The following is a 19816-nucleotide window of genomic DNA, read 5'->3' as shown; positions in this document are numbered from 1 at the left end:
ACTTAGGAGCTTTGTATGAGCGCTATCGTAGATATTATTGGCCGCGAAGTGATCGATTCCCGTGGTAATCCAACCGTGGAATGCGATGTACTGCTGGAATCCGGCGTAATGGGCCGTGCTGCCGTTCCGTCCGGCGCATCCACCGGTTCGCGTGAAGCGATCGAACTGCGTGACGGCGACAAATCCCGTTACTTCGGTAAAGGTGTACTGAAAGCGGTTGAGCATATCAATACTGAAATCGCAGAAGCGATTATCGGTCTGGACGCAAACGAACAGGCTTTCCTGGATCGTACAATGATCGATCTGGACGGCACAGAAAACAAGAGCCGTCTGGGCGCGAATGCAATGCTGGCAGTCTCGATGGCAGTTGCAAAAGCTGCGGCAGAAGAAGCTGGTCTGCCACTGTACCGTTATTTCGGCGGTTCCGGTGCAATGCAATTGCCGGTACCGATGATGAACGTGATCAACGGTGGCGCGCACGCAGATAACAATCTGGATCTGCAGGAATTCATGATTATTCCGGTTGGCGCACCATCTTTCCGTGAAGCGATCCGTTACGGTGCTGAAGTATTCCACACACTGAAAAAAATCCTGCACGACAAAGGCCTGACAACTGCTGTTGGTGATGAAGGTGGTTTCGCTCCTTCCGTTGAAAATCATGAAGAAGCGATCAAGCTGATTATTCAGGCGATTGAAACTGCTGGCTATGAGCCAGGTACACAAATCGCGCTGGGTCTGGATTGCGCTGCTTCGGAATTCCACAAAGACGGCAAATACCATCTGGAAGGCGAAGGCCTGATACTGTCTTCTACCGATTTCGCTAACCTGCTGGCGACCTGGGTTGATAAATATCCTATCATCTCCATCGAAGACGGTATGGCAGAAGGCGACTGGGAAGGCTGGGCAATTCTGACAGAAAAACTGGGCAAAAAAGTTCAGCTGGTTGGTGACGATCTGTTCGTGACCAATACGAAAATTCTGAAGGAAGGTATTCAGAAAAATATCGCTAACTCTATTCTGATCAAAATCAATCAGATCGGTACACTGACAGAAACTTTCGCAGCCATCGAAATGGCAAAACGCGCAGGTTACACTGCAGTAATTTCTCACCGTTCCGGTGAAACAGAAGACAGCACAATTGCAGATATCGCTGTTGGTACTAACGCACTGCAGATCAAAACTGGCTCTATGTCCCGTTCTGATCGTATGGCGAAATACAATCAGCTGCTGCGCATCGAAGAAGATCTGGGTGAAATCGCTACTTACCCTGGTCGCGACGCGTTCTACAATCTGAAGTAATTGTTGTGACTGACACGAAGGGCATAAGCCCTTTGTGTCGGCAAGGTGTTTATTGTGCGTCTTATTGCGCTTGCTTTTGCATGTTTATTGATCCTGATTCAGTACCCGCTGTGGCTGGGGAAAGGTGGCTGGCTGCGTGTCTGGGAACTGGAACGTCAGCTCGGACAGGTGCATGGTAAAAATGAGCAATTGCGTGAGCGTAATGCGAAGCTGGCTTCCGAAATCGATAATCTGAAAAACTCAACAGAGTCTGTTGAAGAACGTGCACGCCTTGAACTTGGCATGCTGCGCAAGGATGAGATTTTTGTGCAGATTCTGGATGCGAATGCCAGTCTGCCACCACCACCGGCACCGAAAGAGCCGGCACCTCCTGCGGAAAAGCGTAAGCGCTGATGCAGTTTTCCCGTTGTCTCTCCTCTGAAATTATTCTTGTCAGCGGACAAGGAATAATACTTCGCGCAGTCTGATCCTGCTGAATAGTATTTACCTGAAATTATTTTAGGTTTAAAGTATCGTGCATTGTCGCAACCGGAGTAACGGATGACCATGCAGGTCTCTGGTGCAGATGATGCCGCATTTGTGCGTCAGCATCTCCCGTCAAAAAATCTCTGGCCCGAACGGCCTTTTTCTCTTCCTGAATTACAGTACCCCGACCGACTGAATTGTGCGGAAGTATTACTTGAAAAAGCGCAGGATAAGCAGTTCGCAGAACGTCTTGCACTGGCTGGCAGCGGTGTGCGCTGGACGTATGCCGAGCTGTCATCTGTTTCTGCCCGCATCGCTTTAACCCTGCAGAGAACATACGGTTTAAAAGCCGGACAACGCGTGCTGATCAGCGGAACAAATCATCCCTGGCTGGCTGCTTGTTTGCTGGCGGTGATACGTGCCGGTGCAATTGCTGTTCCCGCTATGCCGATGCTGCGGGCAAAAGAACTGAGCGCAATGGCAATGTATGCCCGTGTCAGTCATATTTTGTGCGATGAGCAGGTATTTACCCAGGTCGCGCAGATGGACGATGGCATTTTAAAAAATCTCTGTGTTATCCGTTTTCGCGAAGCTGATTCTGTATTTCTGCAAACAGTGCAGCAAGCAAATGCTGCGGAATTTCAGGTGGCAGATACCGCCAGAGATGATCCTTGTCTGATTGCATTTACCTCCGGTACCACCGGCAAGCCCAAAGCAACGGTGCATTTTCATGAAGATCTGCTGGCGATCTGTGACTTGTTTCCGCGCTCGGTACTCAGGATCACGCAGCACGATGTATTTACCGGTACACCACCGCTGGCTTTCACTTTCGGGCTCGGCGGGTTGCTGCTGTTTCCTCTGCGTTATGGCGCAGCAAGTATCTTGCTGGAGCGCTACACGCCGGAGAGTTTGCTGAGCACGATCGCAGAACATCAGATCACGGTGTGCTATACCGCACCGACTTGTTACCGGCAAATGCTGCCTTTACTGCCGCAAGCGGACTTGCGCTCATTGCGCACGGTGGTTTCTGCAGGAGAAGTACTGCCTGTCGCAACACGTACAGCATTTGAATCTGCCACAGGTTTAACCATGATTGATGGCATAGGCTCGACGGAAATGCTGCATATTTTTATTGCGGCGGCGGGCGATGAAGTCAGGGCCGGTGCGACTGGAAAAGTGATTCCCGGCTATCAGGCCTGTGTGCTGGATGCAAACGGCCAGTTATGTGCACCAGGCGTTGTTGGCAAACTTGCTGTGAAAGGGCCGACAGGTTGTCGCTACCTGAACGATATCCGTCAGCAAACCTATGTACAGAACGGCTGGAATCTGACCGGCGATGCATATGCGATGGATCAGGATGGCTATTTTTATTATCACGGCCGTATTGATGACATGATCGTCAGTGCAGGTTACAACATCGCTGCCAGCGAAGTGGAAGATGCTTTGCTGGCGCACGAACAGGTCGCTGAATGTGCTGTGATTGGTGTGCCGGATAAAATGCGCGGACAACTGGTCAAAGCCTTTGTCGTGTTACGTGATCCGCAAATGGCTGATGCAGCCATCACAGAAATCCTGCAGCACTGGGTCAAACAGCGGATCGCGCCGTATAAATATCCGCGTTTAATTGAATTTGTTTCTTCACTGCCGCGTACTGACAGCGGCAAGCTGCAACGCTATGCATTGCGTCAATCCGGGTTGCAACAAAGTGCAGAGGAGGTGCAATGAAAATTCTGATTAACGGCGGCGGGCCAGCAGGATTGTTCGGTGCGTTATTGCTGAAAAAACGCTGTCCAGGCTGGGAAATTCATCTGACAGAGCGCCATGCAGCGCAAGATACCTTCGGCTGGGGTGTGGTGTTGTCGGAAGATGCACTGGAAGCCATCGGTGTTCAGGATGCTGATCTTGCTGCAGCACTCGCCCCCTCATTGCATCACTGGGACACCATAGAAATACGGCGCAATACGGAAGTCGTACGCAGTTCAGGTCACGATTTTTATGCAATCAGTCGCTATCAGTTACTGCAGCAATTACAGGATTTGTGTGAATCCGCCGGTGTGATTTTTCATTGGCAGCGAGCGGTAACGGATCCGGTGCAAATGGCAATCAGTATGCAGGCAGACTTACTGATCGGCGCCGATGGCTTGTACAGCGCGGTGCGTCAGCAATTGCAGTCTACGTTTCAGCCACGGCAAACGCAGGGTAAGACCCGTTTCGTCTGGCTGGGAACAAGCTTGCCGCTGGATAGTTTCCTGTTTTCCTTTGTTGAAACAGAACATGGCTGGATACAGGCACATGCGTATCGCCATCACAAAAATAGTGATGGCGTTTGTGCCACCTGGATTGTGGAGATGCCCGAAGCGGTCTGGGAGCAGGGTGGGTGGGCGTCGATGCAGACTGAGGAATCCCTGAACCGGCTGGAAACATTGTTTGCCAGGGATTTGCAGGGGCATAGCCTGTACGCACAACATCAGCAGCAGCGCGGCTCTGTGCAGTGGATGCAGTTTCCGCAATTGTTTTGTCAGCGCTGGCAGACGAAAGTGCAGGCGGATGGCCGGCAGCTTTCAGTCGTTCTGGCCGGTGATGCAGCGCATACTGCGCATTTTTCTATCGGTTCCGGCACCCGTCTGGCAATGGATGATATGGCGGAGCTGGTATCGCAGCTTTGTGCCAGTGATCCCCGGAATTTGTCGTCTGCATTGCAGCAATACGAACAAATCCGGCAAACCGGCTTCTTGCGCTATCAGAGCGCAGCACGCAATTCGATGAACTGGTTTGAACATGCGGGCAGGTACCAGCGACTGCCAATGTGGCAGATGGCTTACTCATTGCTCACACGTAGTCAGCGAATTCTGCACGACAATCTGGCGCTGCGCGATCCTGCGCTGGTGACGACAGTTGAGCAGCAGATTGCATCGCAGTCAGGAATCGAATGTTCGGGAGTTTCGCGTATCTCACCAGCGATGACACCGTTCCGCCTGCGTGAACTGCATCTGAAAAACCGAATCGTTGTTTCACCAATGGCGCAGTATCAGGCAAAGGATGGTATCGCCGGTGATTATCACTTAATGCATTACCTGAGCAGGGCAATGGGTGGCGCAGGGCTGGTGATGACGGAAATGACAGCTGTCAGTGCAGATGCCCGCATTACACCTGCCTGTACCGGTTTGTACAACGATGAGCAACTGGTGGCATGGCGGCGTATCACCGATGCGGTACATCGCCATAGCGATGCACGTATCGGGATTCAGCTTGGACATGCCGGCGCTAAAGGTGCGTGTCATGTGCCATGGGAAGGTGAAGACCTGCCATTAGGTGAAGATGGCTGGCCTTTGATCGCTGCCAGTGAAACGGTCTGGCGTAAAGGTGTTTCAGTCAAGGCAGAACAAATCACACTCAGTCAGATGCAGCTGGTAAAACAAGCGTTTGTGGAAGCCGCGCATCGTGCAGCCTGTGCAGGATTTGATTGGCTGGAGTTGCACTGCGCTCACGGTTATCTGTTATCGGGTTTTTTATCGCCGCTGACGAATAACAGAGTTGATGCCTATGGTGGCAGTACAGAAGCGCGCTGCCGTTATCCGTTGGAAGTCTTCGCTGCAGTGCGCGCGGTCTGGCCGGCGCATTTGCCGGTCTCGGTCAGAATTTCTGCGCACGACTGGCTGGAGGGCGGTATGACGCCGGAAATGGCAACCGAGATTGCATTACGCTTCCGTGAGGCAGGCGCTGATCTGATCGATTGCTCATCCGGTCAAGTCCATTGCGATCAGCAGCCGGTGTACGGACGCATGTATCAGACCCCGTTTGCAGATCAGATTCGTCAGGAGGCTGGCATTGCCACGATGGCGGTCGGTGCGATTACTTCGCTGGATCAGGTGAATACCATCATTGCGGCCGGACGTGCGGATTTATGTGCAATTGGCAGGCCGCATCTGATGAATCCGAACTGGACCCTGCATCAGTTGGCGCAGGCGGGTATTGCAGGGCAGTGGCCCTTGTCATGGCAAGCGGGGGAGCGGCAACTGAGACAACAATTACAGACCAGCAAGGAGAATCCGTAATGGCAAATTCCGGCAGCCTGCAAGGACAGCATGCATGGATTACCGGCGGTGGCTCCGGTATCGGCTACGCAATCGCAGCCGCTTTGCTGCGCGATGGTGCGAAGCTTACGATCAGCGGTCGTCGCAGCGATGTGCTGGCGTCGGCAGCGCAGAGACTCAACGCACTGAATCCGGGCGGTATAGCCTGTGAGACGATGGACGTGGCCGATCTCGCTCAGGTGCAGCTGGCTGCGCAAAGCGCAAAGGCACGTTTCGGGCCTGTCAGTATTCTGGTCAACAATGCGGGCAGTGCGCACAGCGCAAAATTTGCAGATACCACAGCAGCGAAATTCACAGAAATGTACGCGGTTCATGTGCTCGGCGCGGTACAGACGATGCAGGCGGTTCTGCCCGACATGCAGAAACTACCGCAAGGCCGCATTATCAATATCTGCAGTACAGCCGCCATCAAACCTTACAAAACGATCTCTGCTTACAGCGCTGCCAAGCATGCATTGCTGGGCCTGACCAGAACGGTCGCGCTGGAATATGCCGCTACGGGCATCACGGTCAATGCAGTTTGCCCCGGTTACACCGAAACCGGCATCGCAGAGCAAGCGCTGGAAAATCTGATGCAGGCAAAGCAACTGACGCGGAATCAGGCACAGGCTGTACTGGCTGCTGCCAATCCGCAGGGCAGACTGATACAGCCTGAAGAGGTCGCGGAGATGGTGCGCTGGCTTTGTCAGCCATCTCAGCAAGCGTATTCCGGACAAGTGTTTCCGGTGTGCGGCGCAGAGTGGACAGGCTGACGCCCCCCTGCAAGAGAGGGGAGTATCCGATAAAATGGCACGATTGTCCGAATAAACATGCGGTGGTTGAAATATACCCCCGGGAGTATCTGGAACACAAAATGAATGCTCAAGAGCCCGAAATCAGGGATCTGGAAAGTCGCCTGACCGATGATCATCACCAGTCGCTGCGATTGTGGCTGCGGATGTTGTCATGCAGCATGATGATAGAACGTGAAATCCGCAGCCGTTTGCGTGAGCAATTCAGCATAACCCTGCCCCGCTTCGATCTGATGGCGCAACTGGAGCGCTATCCGGAAGGCTTGCGCATGGGCGAGTTGTCACGCCGCATGATGGTGACCGGCGGAAACGTGACCGGCATCACCGATCAGCTGGAAGCGGAAGGTCTTGTAATCCGTGAAGCTGATCATCTGGATCGCCGCGTTTATACCGTGCGCCTGACCGAACAGGGACGTCAGAGTTTTCACCGTATGGCAAAAGTCCATGAGGGTTGGGTGAAAGAACTGATGTCGGGTTTGCCTGCTGATGAAAAAGATCAGATGCAGACTATTCTGACCCGCCTTAAAAATCATCTGACCGACGCTTCGCGGGATTAAGCAGCGGCGCACTGGCGCTGAGAAAGTGAATGGCATGAATTATTTACCCGGTACATCCGCAAACTTACCAGGCCAGCAAACCGGTACTGCCCATCTGCGTTTGCAACATTCTGCATTGCAGATCAGCGATGGCGTGGCAACGGTGACGCTGAACCGTCCCGACCGTAAAAATCCACTGAGTTTTGATTCTTACACCGAATTGCGTGATTTTTTCCGTGCGCTTTCAGACAGTAAAGCAGTGCATGCTGTCGTGCTGACCGGCGCTGGCGGAAATTTTTGTTCCGGTGGTGATGTGCACGAAATTATTGGCCCGCTGACAACGATGGATATGCCATCTTTGCTGGCATTTACCCGCCTGACCGGCGATCTGGTGAAGGCGATACGCCATTGCCCGCAGCCTGTGATTGCTGCAATCGACGGTGTTTGCGTCGGTGCCGGTGCGATTCTGGCGATGGCCTCGGATATCCGTTTTGCCACGCCGCAGACAAAGACCGCCTTCCTGTTCAACAAAGTCGGACTGGCCGGTTGTGATATGGGGGCGTGTGCGATGTTGCCGCGCCTGATTGGTCAGGGCCGCGCCTCAGAATTATTGTTCAGCGGACGGGTAATGACGGCGGACGAGGGCGAACGCTGGGGCTTTTACAATCGTCTGACGGAAAGCGATCAGGTGCTGGCAACTGCGCAGCAATTTGCAGCGCAACTGGCCTCGGGCCCGACCTTTGCGAACAGTATGACCAAAAAAATGCTGCATCAGGAATGGAATATGGGCATTGATGAAGCGATTGAAGCAGAAGCGCAGGCGCAGGCAATCTGCATGATGACCAATGATTTTCATCGTGCTTACCATGCGTTTGTTGCACGCAGCAAGCCGGAATTCGAAGGAAACTGAAATGAGTGCAGCATTACCGCAAGCCGTATCCGAGCAAATGGAATGGCCGTTTTTCGATGATTTCCATCGCAAGTTTCTGCCTGAACTGGATCAGTGGGCGCAGCAGCATCTGCAACTGGGACACGACGACGCTGATGCAATATGCCGTGAACTGGTGCGCCGGCTGGCGGATGGTGGCTGGCTGCGTTACGTGGTTGCGGGTACAGAATACGGCGGCGCCAGCGAGCAGATTGATACCCGAATTTTGTGTCTGCTGCGAGAAACGCTGGCGCGCTATCACGGGCTGGCGGATTTTGCACTGGCAATGCAGGGGCTGGGTTCCGGCGCGATCTCCCTGTTCGGTACCGAAGCCCAAAAAGCACGCTACTTACCGCGGGTAGTAAACGGCACGGCAATCGCCGCCTTTGCATTGTCCGAACCGGATGCAGGTTCTGATGTGGCGGCGATGCAATGCAGTGCAACTGCTGACGGTGACGGATATGTACTGAACGGCGAGAAAACCTGGATTTCAAACGGCGGCATCGCAGACTTTTATGTTGTGTTTGCACGCACCGGAGAAGCGCCGGGGGCGCGCGGCATTTCCGCATTTATCGTGGATGCGGATACGCCGGGATTCGAAATCGCCGAACGGATCGATGTGATGGCGCCGCATCCGCTGGCACGCCTGCGTTTTCACCAGTGCCGTATTCCGGCCAGTCAGCGTATCGGCGCGGCGGGGCAGGGATTCAAGCTGGCGATGGCAACGCTGGATGTGTTCCGTACATCGGTGGCGGCGGCCGCACTGGGGTTTGCGCGGGCCGCACTGGACGCGGCAACACAGCGCATGCTCAGCCGCAAAATGTTTCAGGGTTATCTGGCGGATTTCCAGCTGGCACAAGCGCAACTGGCAGACATGGTCACCGCTGCCGATAGCAGTGCTTTGCTGATTTACCGTGCCGCGTGGCGACGGGATCAGGGCATACCAGTCACAAAAGAAGCTGCCATGGCGAAGTGGCGTGCTACCGAAGAAGCACAGAAAATCATCGACACTGCGCTGCAATTACATGGCGGTGCCGGTGTCGTCAGCGGCGCATTAACGGAGCGTTTGTACCGCGAAATCCGGGCTTTACGCATCTATGAAGGTGCCAGTGAAGTGCAGCAGATCATTATTGCCAGAGAAACGCTGAAAAATGCGCGGCAGGGTGGAAATGTATGAGTCAGAAAGTTTTACAGCCGGATGGCTGGCCGCGCCCTTCAGGCTACGCCAATGGCATCGCTGCCAGCGGCACCATGGTATTTGTCAGTGGCATGATAGGCTGGGATCAGCACCAGCAACTGGTCAGTGATGATTTTGTTTTGCAGGCACGCCAGGCATTGCAAAACATTGTTGATGTGCTGGCGAGTGGCGGTGCAGAACCTGCGCATGTCGTGCGTCTGACCTGGTATGTGACTGACAAAGCAGAGTATCTGGCACAACGCAAGGCACTCGGCGCAGTCTACCGCGAGATTTTCGGACGGCATTTTCCGGCAATGACAGCGGTACAGGTGGCAGCACTGATGGAAGACGGTGCGAAGGTGGAAATCGAAGCAACTGCAGTGATTCCGTCCCGCAACGTCTGATCAGGAATGTTTACTCAGCGCGGTTCAGCTTGCGTATACTAGCGCCTGCCGCAAGCATACCAGTTGGCGGGATCAGGCCGGAGCGCGGAATTAGTGATTCCCGATCCGGCGCAAAACGAAGTAACCGCTTCGTAAAATCGTTTAAGAACAAATAAATCAGGAGATATTGATGGCTAAGCCGGTGTTTCAATGGGAAGACCCTCTGTTACTGTCCTCGCAGCTGACCGAGGAAGAACGTATGGTGCAGGATGCTGCGCGTGCGTATTGCGAAGAGCGTCTGATGCCACGCGTACTGGAGGCTTTCCGTCACGAAAAAACTGATCCGGCCATTTTCCGTGAAATGGGTGAGCTGGGTCTGCTGGGTCCGACCATTCCTGCAGAATACGGTGGCGCCGGCCTGAATTACGTCAGCTATGGTCTGATTGCACGTGAAGTCGAACGCGTTGATTCCGGCTACCGCTCCATGATGAGTGTACAAAGCTCGCTGGTAATGGTACCGATTTTCGAATTCGGTACGGAAGCGCAAAAGCAAAAATACCTGCCGAAACTGGCAACCGGTGAATGGATAGGCTGCTTTGGCCTGACCGAACCTAACCACGGCTCTGATCCGGCCAGCATGGTTACCCGTGCCAAATCCGTACCGGGCGGTTACGCGCTGACCGGTTCTAAAATGTGGATTACCAACAGCCCGATCGCCGACGTATTTGTCGTCTGGGCGAAAACCGATGACGGCAAAATCCGTGGTTTCATTCTGGAAAAAGGCTGGAAAGGTTTGTCCGCGCCGGCAATTCACGGCAAAGTCGGCCTGCGCGCATCGATTACCGGTGAAATCGTGATGGATGAAGTGTTTGTACCGGAAGAAAATCTGATGCCGGGTGTGGAAGGTCTGAAAGGCCCGTTCACATGCCTGAATTCAGCGCGTTACGGTATCGCCTGGGGCGCACTGGGTGCAGCGGAATATTGCTGGCATATGGCACGTCAGTACACCATCGACCGTAAGCAGTTTGGCAAACCACTTGCTGCAAATCAGCTGGTACAGAAAAAACTGGCGGATATGCAAACCGAAATCACGCTGGCACTGCAAGGCTGTCTGCGTCTGGGCCGCATGAAAGATGAAGGCACGGCAGCGGTAGAAATCACGTCGATTATGAAGCGTAATTCCTGCGGTAAATCGCTGGATATCGCCCGTGTTGCCCGCGATATGCTTGGCGGCAACGGCATTTCCGATGAGTTCGGCATTGCACGTCACATGGTCAATCTGGAAGTGGTTAATACCTATGAAGGCACGCATGATATTCATGCACTGATACTCGGACGTGCGCAGACAGGTATCGCTGCATTCTGATTTGCTGAGCATAAGAATGAAAAAAACGGCAGGGTTTTCCTGCCGTTTTTTTTTGTTTGTTGAATTCGTTTAAGGGGTAATTGCATGCCCGCCGAGAGTTTTTTAATGCTTGCTTCAGGGCGTAAACAGTGAATTGTGCTCAGCTCCGAATGGAGTGCTTTACCGAGGATTTTATTGTTAAGCTGTTTAGTTAATAAAAAATGTAAGCAGATGTAAGCGTAAGTGATTGCACGTTATTGCCGTTGGAGAACTATGCAATTTGATTATGTGATTTGAATGTGAATCGTCTATCGTCGGCAAAATTAGAGTTGATATACTAAAAAATGAAAAAGTTAAAAAACTAATTAAGACAGATTTGCGGCGCTTGCCCTGAATACTGTCCGACAGGGATGCACCTAATATGCGGCAAACAGAAAAATCTCCTTTTAAACACTGGCTGGAGCTACTGCGCTACCGAGCTGAAGACACGCCAGATCAGACAGCATTTGGCTTTATCGGTAATACACTGGACGATGAAGTGCTGATGACTTACGCAGAGCTGGATGTGAAGGCTCAGCGTATTGCAGCGATGCTGCAGCAAATGGCCAGCGCCGGCGATCGCGTCGTTCTGTTATTTCAGCCAGGGGCTGATTATATCTGCGCAATGATGGCCTGCTTTTACGCCGGGATGATAGCCGTGCCGGTGTACGCGCCGAGAATGAATGCATCTTATGAGCGCGTATTACAGGTAACACAAAGTGCCCGAGCCTCTGTACTGATCTCTACCCGTCAGGTTGTTTCGCAGTTGCAGGACACAGCATGGCAGGCATTGATACAGTCCGGGCTCAAAACGCTGGCAAGTGATGAAGCGCAATTGCCTGATGTATCTGAATGGCGCGAGCCCGCATTGCGTCCGGATTCACTGGCAGTTCTGCAATATACATCTGGTTCCACAGGTATACCTAAAGGTGTCATGCTGACACATGATCACCTGATCACGAATTCCCGTATGATCGCCAGGAATATGAGTTGTGATCGAAGCTCAGTTGGGGTGATCTGGTTGCCGCCTTACCATGATATGGGCCTGATTGGCGGCATACTGCAGCCAATGTACACGGGCTTTCCTGTGCATCTGATGTCACCGGCAACATTTCTTCAGAGGCCAATGCGCTGGCTGGAAGCAATGACAAAGTTTAAGGCTACGCACAGTGCCGGACCAAATTTTGGTTATGAGCATTGTGTCAGACGTGCACGGCCTGAGATCGTGGAAACACTGGATCTGAGTGCATGGCAGGTTGCCGGTAATGGTGCCGAACCTATTCGTGCGGAAACACTGAGGGCATTTTCGGAAACATTTGCACCGGCGGGTTTCCGGCCCGCGGCATTTATGCCTTGCTATGGGATGGCAGAGACCACGTTATTCGTCACCGGAATGGCATTTCAGGAAGGCGTGCACAGTATTTCAGTCTCGAGAACAGGGCTGACACACGGTCGTATCTGTGAGCCGCATAGTCCGGACGACAGCACCGAACTGGTTAGCAGCGGCAGAGCCGATTCTGAAGTCAAAGTTGCCATTGTGCATCCTGAAACCATGCAAGTCCTGTCGGATGGTCAGGTTGGCGAAATATGGATTTCCGGTGCAACGGTTGCTGCAGGCTACTGGGAGAGGCCGGAAGAAACGCAATATGCGTTTCATAACCAGCTTAAAGGTGATGATGCGCAGTGGTTACGCAGCGGTGATCTTGGTGTGATGAGGGAGCAGCATGTATACGTCACTGGCCGCATAAAAGACCTCATTATTCTGAGGGGACAGAATCATTATCCGCATGATCTTGAGAAAACAGTCAATGGTCTTCATCCCGCCATTCGTGCTCAGGGTGTCGCCGCATTTTCAGTCGATCATGCCGACGCTGAACAATTAGTCATTGTTGTTGAGATCGACCGTAAATACCGTGAGGGGCAAGATTTCCTTCGGGCGATTATTCGAGATGCGGTTTCTAAACATCATCAATTACAGATTGATCACCTTGTGCTGGTCACAGCGGGCGAAGTATCAAAAACGTCCAGTGGGAAAATTCAGCGTCTGCAGACGAGAAAACGCTGGCAGGCCGGAGAATTGACGCTGTTGCCTGAGAACGATGCGCAGGTGCAGCCGGGAGTAAGTGATGACGCCTGATCAGTACCGGTTTGCGGCAGAAACAGATCAGCGATTTGGTGACCCCGCATTGAGTAGCAATCTTTTTTCCTATGCTAAAGCAATGGCACTGGACGAAGCAGATGCATTTCCCGAAGCGGAAGTGACACGTCTGCACAATTTGGGATTGCATCAGGTATATGTGCCGGTGCAGCTGGGCGGGCAATTTGAGTCGGCGGAATCCTTTGTGGCACTTGGCAGAGTTCTCGCACGCCGCAACATGTCTGCGGCGGTCAGTTACAGCACTATGCTGTGGACAATGCTGGCGTGGATTGGCGGACACAGTGATCAGAAACAGAAAATCGCCCGGTGGGTACTGAACAACGGGGAATTCCCGTGTTTAGCATATTCGGAAAAAACACACGGTGCTGATCTGATTGCGAATGAACTGACGGCGGAAGTTCAGGAAGATGGTTCTTACCGGCTAAGTGGCGAAAAATGGCCGATTAATCGTGCGACACGCTCCGGATTTCTAGTGTTGCTGGCAAAGGTCAGGGACGACACAAGTCTGCGCAATCACTCTTTGTTTATCGTGAATAAACGGGAACTGGATTGCCGCCAGTATTACCATTTACCACGGGTAAAAACACACGGTCTGCGCGGTTGCGATATCAGTGGTGTCGGTTTTCGCGACGCACTGATGCCCGCATCAGCACGCATCGGACAAGAAGGTCACGGACTGGAACTTGCCTTAAAAGGGTTTCAGGTCACGAGAACTTTCTGTACCGCGCTGTCGCTGGGTGTCGGCGATTCTGCACTCAGGCTGGTAACACAGTTTGCACTTGAGCGTCAGTTGTACAACGGCCGCATGGCAGATTTGCCGCACACGCGCGAAACGCTGGCAAACGCTTATATATCGCAGTTAATGGCGGAGACTGTTTCGGTCATTTCGGCACGTGGTCTGCATTTATTTCCTAAGCATTTTTCTTCCTGGTCAAGTGTTGCAAAAGTTCAGAACACCTATCTGATCGACTTTTCCTGTCAGAAATTGGCTTCCTTACTGGGGGCCCGCTACTTCATGCGTGAAGAGTATTGCGAAGGCATTTTTCAGAAGTTCCTGCGCGATGGCGCCATTGTTTCGGTATTTGATGGCAGCAGTATTGTCTGCCTTGACAGCCTTGCAACGCTGTTGCCGGGAATCGCGAAAAATCGTGCGTCAAACAGCAGGAAATTAACGCCCGAAGAGATACGCCCTCTGTTTGATTTACGGGCTGATTTACCAGCTTTTCCGTTTGAAAGTTTTGAATTGCACGGACGCGGAAGAGATGCTGTGGCAGAGAGCCTGCCCCATCTGATCAATATTCTCAGCAAAATTTCTGCTGATCAGCCTGAGTGTGCCCGGACAGCAGCTATCAGTGCGCAATCAGAAAAATTATTACAGCGGTTGGAACAGCTGGAATCTGAAATTCAGAATTCAGAAGTTGTGCGGGGCGAGCGCAATACGCCGCAACAATTTGCCTTTGCTGAACGCTATTGTGCGATTCATGCCTGTATTTGTGCGCTGGGATTCTGGGTGTTTAACCGCGAAGGTCTGGATGAGTTTTGCAGGCAGGGGGTATGGCTTTCTGCAGTACTTGAGCGCGGTGGCTCAGCAGATTTTCATACCGGCAGTCTGCAACATAATCAGGTGGGGCAGCTGCTTGATCAATTGTTCAGACAGTACCGGGAATCACAAATGTTTTCATTGATTCCATGGCAATTGGCAGTAGCCGGGCAAGCGGAACAAAACAGTTAATCAATTTTTTTCGGGAATGATGCTATGCAAGCTGGAACAGATAAACAGGCACTGACAGAGTTAATCAGCAATTTGCTCGCTAAAGAGCTGCGACTGAATATTACGGACATTCGTGCGGATGAAGCGCTGACTTCTTACGGCCTCGATTCCATCGCCGCACTGACGATTGCCGGGGAACTGGAGGAAGCATTTCACATTGAGTTGCCATCGACTCTGCTGTGGGATTGCCCAACCATAGATGCACTTGCTGCACATCTGGAAGGGATGCTCACTGGTAAAGCACAGGGTGAAGGCGTAACTGCATGACGGATAGTACAAAACAGTACACCAGCGGCCAGATCGGGGAAGCTGAGCGTGCGCCTGTGAAAAGAGTGCCGCTGGCTTACGAGCAGCGTGGTCTGTGGTTCATTCAGAATCTTGCACCTGATTGTGGTGCATATAATCTGGTTTTCAGCGTGCAGATTGACGGGAAGCCTCTGTCTGTTGATGATGTAACGGCATTTTTACATCAGATCGCTGCGGATTATCCGGTGCTGCGTTGCGCGATGCCTGCAGATCAGGATGCTCCTTGCATGCAACTGTATGACAGTGTTCGGCCTCTTGTGCTTGAACATGATGCAGAGCATATGGATGAAGCAACTCTGCGCGAACACGCGCGCGCTTTGTCTTCCGCGCCGTTCGATCTGACGCATGCACCGTTGTGGCGTGTACATCTGTTGCGTCGCCATTCCGAATCCTGCCTGCTGGTTCTGGCAGTACATCACGCCTTGCTTGACTTCTGGTCATTAGGATTGTTATTGCAGGAAGTTGCATCCCGGCTGGACATCACTGCATCCGGCGGGTTATCGCCCGATGGTTCGGGTTATCTTGATTATGCGAAGGCACAGGAAAGACTGATCGCATCGCCCGAAAAGCAATCGTCATGGATTAAATACTGGCACGCACAACTGAATGGCGCACCACCAGTGCATGAACTGGTGACAGATTTTCCGCGCCCTGCGGTACAGGTGCATCGTGGCAAGTCACTGCCATTTCAGATGCGACGGGATGTCAGTGACGGCATTCGCCAGTTAGCGCAAAAACACGCGGCTACGCCGTTTATGGTGATGTTGTCGGTTTTCTTCTTTGCACTGCAGCGTTTCTCCGGCAGTGAAGACTTTGTCGTTGCATCGCCGGTTGCCGGTCGTACCGAACGTGCACAACGAACAATGCTGGGACAATTCGTCAATACGCTGCCGTTAAGGGCCAGTTTTTCCGCAGGAACAGCTTTTTCCGACTTACTGGCACAGGTCAGAAAACATGTTATTGACGGACTGCGTTATCAGCAATGCCCGTTTAACTGGCTGGTCGAAGAACTTGCACCACCGAGGGATTCGAGTTATACGCCGCTGGCACAGATAGGATTTTCCTGGGAGCGTTTGCCACTGCTGGCGGATTTCGCAGATTTCTTCCTCGCTGAGCCCGCAGATACGTGCATTGATTGCGGTGATTTCCGTTTGCGCCCATTTTATGTTCCGCAACAGGAAGGCCAGCAAGAGATCCTGCTCGAAATGGGCGGTGAAAAAGACCACTGTTTTGCCGGTGTGTTGAAATATAACGATCAGTTATTCAGCCCGGATTTTGCCGCGCAATTCGTCATGCGCTTACAAGAGATTGCCGCAGCAGTTGCCGCAGATGACACGCTGACTTCAGGTCAGACAACTGCACAACCGGATATCAACAGCCTCTCGCTATTACGCGGGCCGGAACGAACATTGCCGCATTCAGGGATTTTGCAGTTGATTGCAGAAAATTGTTCCCAGTTCCCTGAGCGTGTTGCGCTGTGCGATCAGTCAAAGTCCATCAGTTACGCGGCAATGTGGCAACAGGCAAAGTTGTTCCGTGACGCCATCAAAACAGCAGGAATTGCAGAGGGTGCTACGGTTGGTTTGTGCCTGCAGCGCAGTGTGGAGACGGTCACCAGCATACTTGGCTGCTGGATGGCTGGTTGCGCTTATGTACCAATGGATCCGTCATTTCCTGAAGAACGGTTATCGGCAATTGCTGAAGAAGCAGACCTTGCCATCGTGATCACGGATATCTGGCAGGATCTGGTATCTGCAGCAAAACGCCCGATGTATCTGCTCAGCGATATCCTGAATGCGGAGTCCGGTATAAGCATGCCGGAAACGGATGTTTTCCCGGTTAGTCAGCTGCAGACCGCATACATCTTATTTACCTCAGGTTCCACCGGAAAGCCGAAAGGTGTCGAAGTTGGTCACCGTTCTTTGATGAACTTTATGCTCGGCATGCAGGCATTGTTTCCGATGTCAGAAGAAGATCGTCTGCTGGCAGTGACCACAACGGCATTCGATATTTCTCTGCTGGAGTTATTTCTGCCACTGACGCAGGGTGCCAGCGTCCGGATTGCAGATCGTGACAGTGCGACACAACCCGCGCTGTTAATCGACATTCTTCAGCGCGAACCGGTGACGTTGATGCAGGCAACGCCGGCGACCTGGCGCATGCTGACGGATGCCGGCTGGCAGGGAACACCTGATTTACGAATACTCAGCGGCGGCGACGTACTGGATACCTCTCTTGCAGCTTTGCTGCTGAGCAAAGGTAAAGAAGTCTGGAATTTGTATGGCCCGACAGAAACAACGGTCTGGTCTTCCGCCGCACGTGTGGGCAAGGGCAATGTAACGATAGGCCAGCCAGTACTGAATACCGTGATGCTGATACTGGATCAGGATGGCAGACCGGTTCCTCGCGGCGTTCCCGGCGAACTGTGGATTGGCGGAGAAGGACTGGCCAAAGGCTATTACAACATGCCAGATCTGACAGCAGATCGTTTCCGGGTGTTGCCTGGACTGGAATCTGAAGGACGTCTGTACAAAACCGGTGACCGTGCACGTCTGCGTTTCGATGGTCAGCCAGAACATCTGGGCCGTCTGGACTTTCAGGTCAAACTGCGAGGCTACCGGATAGAAACCGGAGAAATTGAAAATGTGCTCAGCAGGCAGTATCCGGAACGCACTGCATTCGTCATTGTTCGTGAAGACAAACCCCGTGATTTGCGCTTAGTCGCTTATCTCACCGGAGAACCATTACCGGCGGAAAGTATCAGCGCTGCACTGCGCTCGGTGTTGCCCGGCTACATGATTCCGTCTGCTTATGTATTCATGCCGGCGTTTCCGCTCACCGTTAGCGGAAAAATCAACCGGCACGCACTGCCTGCGCCCCAAGTCACGGTTTCCGCAAGTAACTTTGCAGAACCGCGCGATGCCACGGAAATTCAGTTAGCCCGCATCTTTGCGGAATGTCTGGATTTGCCGGAGGTCGGTATTCATGATGATTTTTTTGCGATGGGCGGACACTCGTTGTTAGCCGTGCGGCTGGTTGCGAGTATCAAAGAAGTATTCGGTGCCGAAATCGCCGTTGGTAATCTGATTCAGTTTTCGACAGTGGCGACGCTGGCTGCCTACATCCGTGGTGAAAACAGTGCGACTAAAGGCAGCCTGATCACCCTGCGTCCCGGTGAGCAGGTGCAGCCCGTCTGGATGTTCCATCCTATCGGTGGCAATGTATTTTGCTATCTTGAACTGAATCGTCATTTCAATGCGTCCCGACCTGTACTGGCATTTCAGTCGCCTGGTCTTGAACAAACCGGTGAAGCCGATGTCACGGTAGAAGACATGGCAGCCCGGTATTTACAGGATTTGCGCGTTGCGCAGCCTCACGGACCTTACCTGCTCGGTGGCTGGTGCTTCGGTGGCGTGATTGCCTATGAGGCTGCACGCCAGTTGAGGGCTGCGGGCGAACAGATTCGCGGCATTTTCCTGATTGACTCCCGCGCACCGGTGCCGGCCAATGTGCCATCCGATGCGGACGACGCGACCTTGTTATCGTGGTTTGCGAGGGATCTCGCTGCACCATTCAACAAGACACTGACAATCGCACCGGAAACATTGCGTCAGCTGGAAGCAGATCAAATGTTTGCCTATGTGCTGGACCGCGCGAAAGAAATTGCGGTATTGCCGGTTGACGCTGACGCGGAACAGTTGCAACGCTATTTTGAAGTCTATATTGGCAACGGTATCGCACTGCAGACGTATTTCCCGGAAGGGGAGGAAATTCCTGCATTACTGATTAAAGCGCAGGATGAAAAAGAAGATTTTGGCCCGGATCTGGGCTGGTCTGAACTGATTACAACGGCACTGACACAGATAGATTTGCCCGGCGATCACAACTCCATTATGTACGCGCCGCAGGCAAAAGCGGTGGCAGCCGAAATCGAGCGTTTTTATCCGAATGCAGCAATGGAAGGTTTTTTAGTATGAGTAGTACTGTAAAAGAAGTGCAGCGTCAGCTGATCGAAGCGGAAACCGAATATGTGCTGAAAGCACCGCGCAGCAAAGTATTCGCCTATTTATCGAATCCGGTCAATGACAAAATCTGGCAGGGCTCGTGCGTGGACGCACAGTTGCATGCATCTGCACCTGCAAGCGGTGCCGAATACAGCATCAAGTTCAGCTTTCTGGGGCGCAAAATGGATTTTCGTGCCCGTATTCTGGATGTGCGCCCCGACAGCGATTACGCGTTTGAAGTCATCGACGGGCCGTTTTATTACAAAGGGCAGTATCGCTTTGAGGAAGACGGGCGGCACACACGCATTCACTGGCATTTCGCCGCAGAACCGGGCAAATTTTTCGGCATTCTGCCCGCATCAATCTTACGAAAAGTGCTTGTCAGTCAGATCGAAAAAGACTTCGTCACGCTGGAGCGCCAGCTTGCAGCGTAAGCAGACGCGTGTGGAGTACGACTGCGATCGGATGTTTATCTGAAACTGCAGAGTAAAAATTACTGTGCCACATCTGCACAATTCGC

At 52.6% G+C, this 19816-nt stretch carries 15 protein-coding genes; all 15 read left to right on the top strand.

Annotation, left to right across the window (positions count from 1 at the left end; all coding sequences use genetic code 11):
* The first annotated feature begins 15 nt into the window (after positions 1–15).
* The 15 genes from eno to IE092_RS01555 all read left to right on the top strand — a co-directional run bounded on the left by eno (position 16) and on the right by IE092_RS01555 (position 19730).
* The gene (gene eno / locus IE092_RS01625; RefSeq protein WP_189355260.1) at positions 16–1299 is read left to right on the top strand and encodes a phosphopyruvate hydratase; all 1284 of its coding nucleotides are present in this window, start codon (positions 16–18) and stop codon (positions 1297–1299) included.
* Between the two features lie 54 nt (positions 1300–1353).
* Entirely contained in the window at positions 1354–1692 is a 339-nt protein-coding gene (ftsB, locus tag IE092_RS01620; protein ID WP_189355259.1) for a cell division protein FtsB, read from the top strand.
* 147 nt (positions 1693–1839) lie between these two features.
* Positions 1840–3489 carry an AMP-binding protein gene (locus tag IE092_RS01615; protein WP_189355258.1) on the top strand — a complete coding sequence of 550 codons (1650 nt, stop codon included), beginning with the start codon at positions 1840–1842 and terminating at the stop codon, positions 3487–3489.
* Complete coding sequence (locus IE092_RS01610; RefSeq protein WP_189355257.1) at positions 3486–5819, top strand: oxidoreductase; 2334 nt, start codon at positions 3486–3488, stop codon at positions 5817–5819. Before IE092_RS01615 ends, IE092_RS01610 begins: the two co-directional genes overlap by 4 nt.
* A complete protein-coding gene (locus IE092_RS01605; RefSeq protein WP_189355256.1) occupies positions 5819–6610 on the top strand; it encodes an SDR family NAD(P)-dependent oxidoreductase in 792 nt (263 codons plus the stop codon). The genes IE092_RS01610 and IE092_RS01605 overlap by 1 nt, the downstream gene beginning before the upstream one ends.
* Before the next feature lie 101 nt (positions 6611–6711).
* The gene (locus tag IE092_RS01600; RefSeq protein WP_189355255.1) at positions 6712–7206 is read left to right on the top strand and encodes a MarR family winged helix-turn-helix transcriptional regulator; all 495 of its coding nucleotides are present in this window, start codon (positions 6712–6714) and stop codon (positions 7204–7206) included.
* Positions 7207–7240: 34 nt separating this feature from the next.
* Positions 7241–8095 (top strand): enoyl-CoA hydratase family protein, encoded by an 855-nt coding sequence (locus IE092_RS01595; RefSeq protein ID WP_189355254.1) that lies wholly within the window; start codon positions 7241–7243, stop codon positions 8093–8095.
* 1 nt (position 8096) lies between these two features.
* The gene (locus tag IE092_RS01590) at positions 8097–9290 is read left to right on the top strand and encodes an acyl-CoA dehydrogenase family protein (protein WP_189355253.1); all 1194 of its coding nucleotides are present in this window, start codon (positions 8097–8099) and stop codon (positions 9288–9290) included.
* On the top strand, positions 9287–9694 hold the full coding sequence (locus tag IE092_RS01585; RefSeq protein WP_189355252.1) for a RidA family protein: 408 nt from the start codon (positions 9287–9289) through the stop codon (positions 9692–9694). Before IE092_RS01590 ends, IE092_RS01585 begins: the two co-directional genes overlap by 4 nt.
* Before the next feature lie 169 nt (positions 9695–9863).
* On the top strand, positions 9864–11039 hold the full coding sequence (locus IE092_RS01580; RefSeq protein WP_189355251.1) for an acyl-CoA dehydrogenase: 1176 nt from the start codon (positions 9864–9866) through the stop codon (positions 11037–11039).
* 400 nt (positions 11040–11439) lie between these two features.
* Positions 11440–13194: a fatty acyl-AMP ligase gene (locus tag IE092_RS01575; protein ID WP_189355250.1), complete on the top strand. Its 1755-nt coding sequence runs from the start codon at positions 11440–11442 to the stop codon at positions 13192–13194.
* Positions 13184–14947, top strand: a complete 1764-nt coding sequence (locus tag IE092_RS01570) for an acyl-CoA dehydrogenase family protein (protein WP_189355249.1) — start codon at positions 13184–13186, stop codon at positions 14945–14947. Before IE092_RS01575 ends, IE092_RS01570 begins: the two co-directional genes overlap by 11 nt.
* A gap of 24 nt (positions 14948–14971) precedes the next feature.
* Positions 14972–15253 (top strand): acyl carrier protein, encoded by a 282-nt coding sequence (locus IE092_RS01565; RefSeq protein WP_189355248.1) that lies wholly within the window; start codon positions 14972–14974, stop codon positions 15251–15253.
* Positions 15250–19269: a non-ribosomal peptide synthetase gene (locus tag IE092_RS01560; RefSeq protein WP_195826273.1), complete on the top strand. Its 4020-nt coding sequence runs from the start codon at positions 15250–15252 to the stop codon at positions 19267–19269. The genes IE092_RS01565 and IE092_RS01560 overlap by 4 nt, the downstream gene beginning before the upstream one ends.
* Complete coding sequence (locus IE092_RS01555; RefSeq protein WP_189355247.1) at positions 19266–19730, top strand: SRPBCC family protein; 465 nt, start codon at positions 19266–19268, stop codon at positions 19728–19730. The genes IE092_RS01560 and IE092_RS01555 overlap by 4 nt, the downstream gene beginning before the upstream one ends.
* The last annotated feature ends 86 nt before the right edge of the window (positions 19731–19816 follow it).

This window comes from Cognatundibacterium squillarum (assembly GCF_014652435.1).
Classification (GTDB): domain Bacteria; phylum Pseudomonadota; class Gammaproteobacteria; order Burkholderiales; family Burkholderiaceae_D; genus Undibacterium; species Undibacterium squillarum.
Note: the sequence above shows the minus strand (reverse complement) of the source record. Positions and strands in the feature narration are given on the sequence as shown.

Bases quoted from the DNA above. Each gene is read 5' to 3' on its own strand.
- IE092_RS01615 (WP_189355258.1), top strand. From the start codon at position 1,840: ATGACCATGCAGGTCTCTGGTGCAGATGATGCCGCATTTGTGCGTCAG.
- IE092_RS01560 (WP_195826273.1), top strand. From the start codon at position 15,250: ATGACGGATAGTACAAAACAGTACACCAGCGGCCAGATCGGGGAAGCT.
- IE092_RS01585 (WP_189355252.1), top strand. From the start codon at position 9,287: ATGAGTCAGAAAGTTTTACAGCCGGATGGCTGGCCGCGCCCTTCAGGC.
- IE092_RS01595 (WP_189355254.1), top strand. From the start codon at position 7,241: ATGAATTATTTACCCGGTACATCCGCAAACTTACCAGGCCAGCAAACC.
- IE092_RS01580 (WP_189355251.1), top strand. From the start codon at position 9,864: ATGGCTAAGCCGGTGTTTCAATGGGAAGACCCTCTGTTACTGTCCTCG.
- eno (WP_189355260.1), top strand. From the start codon at position 16: ATGAGCGCTATCGTAGATATTATTGGCCGCGAAGTGATCGATTCCCGT.
- IE092_RS01605 (WP_189355256.1), top strand. From the start codon at position 5,819: ATGGCAAATTCCGGCAGCCTGCAAGGACAGCATGCATGGATTACCGGC.
- IE092_RS01610 (WP_189355257.1), top strand. From the start codon at position 3,486: ATGAAAATTCTGATTAACGGCGGCGGGCCAGCAGGATTGTTCGGTGCG.
- IE092_RS01570 (WP_189355249.1), top strand. From the start codon at position 13,184: ATGACGCCTGATCAGTACCGGTTTGCGGCAGAAACAGATCAGCGATTT.
- IE092_RS01555 (WP_189355247.1), top strand. From the start codon at position 19,266: ATGAGTAGTACTGTAAAAGAAGTGCAGCGTCAGCTGATCGAAGCGGAA.
- IE092_RS01600 (WP_189355255.1), top strand. From the start codon at position 6,712: ATGAATGCTCAAGAGCCCGAAATCAGGGATCTGGAAAGTCGCCTGACC.
- IE092_RS01590 (WP_189355253.1), top strand. From the start codon at position 8,097: ATGAGTGCAGCATTACCGCAAGCCGTATCCGAGCAAATGGAATGGCCG.
- IE092_RS01575 (WP_189355250.1), top strand. From the start codon at position 11,440: ATGCGGCAAACAGAAAAATCTCCTTTTAAACACTGGCTGGAGCTACTG.
- IE092_RS01565 (WP_189355248.1), top strand. From the start codon at position 14,972: ATGCAAGCTGGAACAGATAAACAGGCACTGACAGAGTTAATCAGCAAT.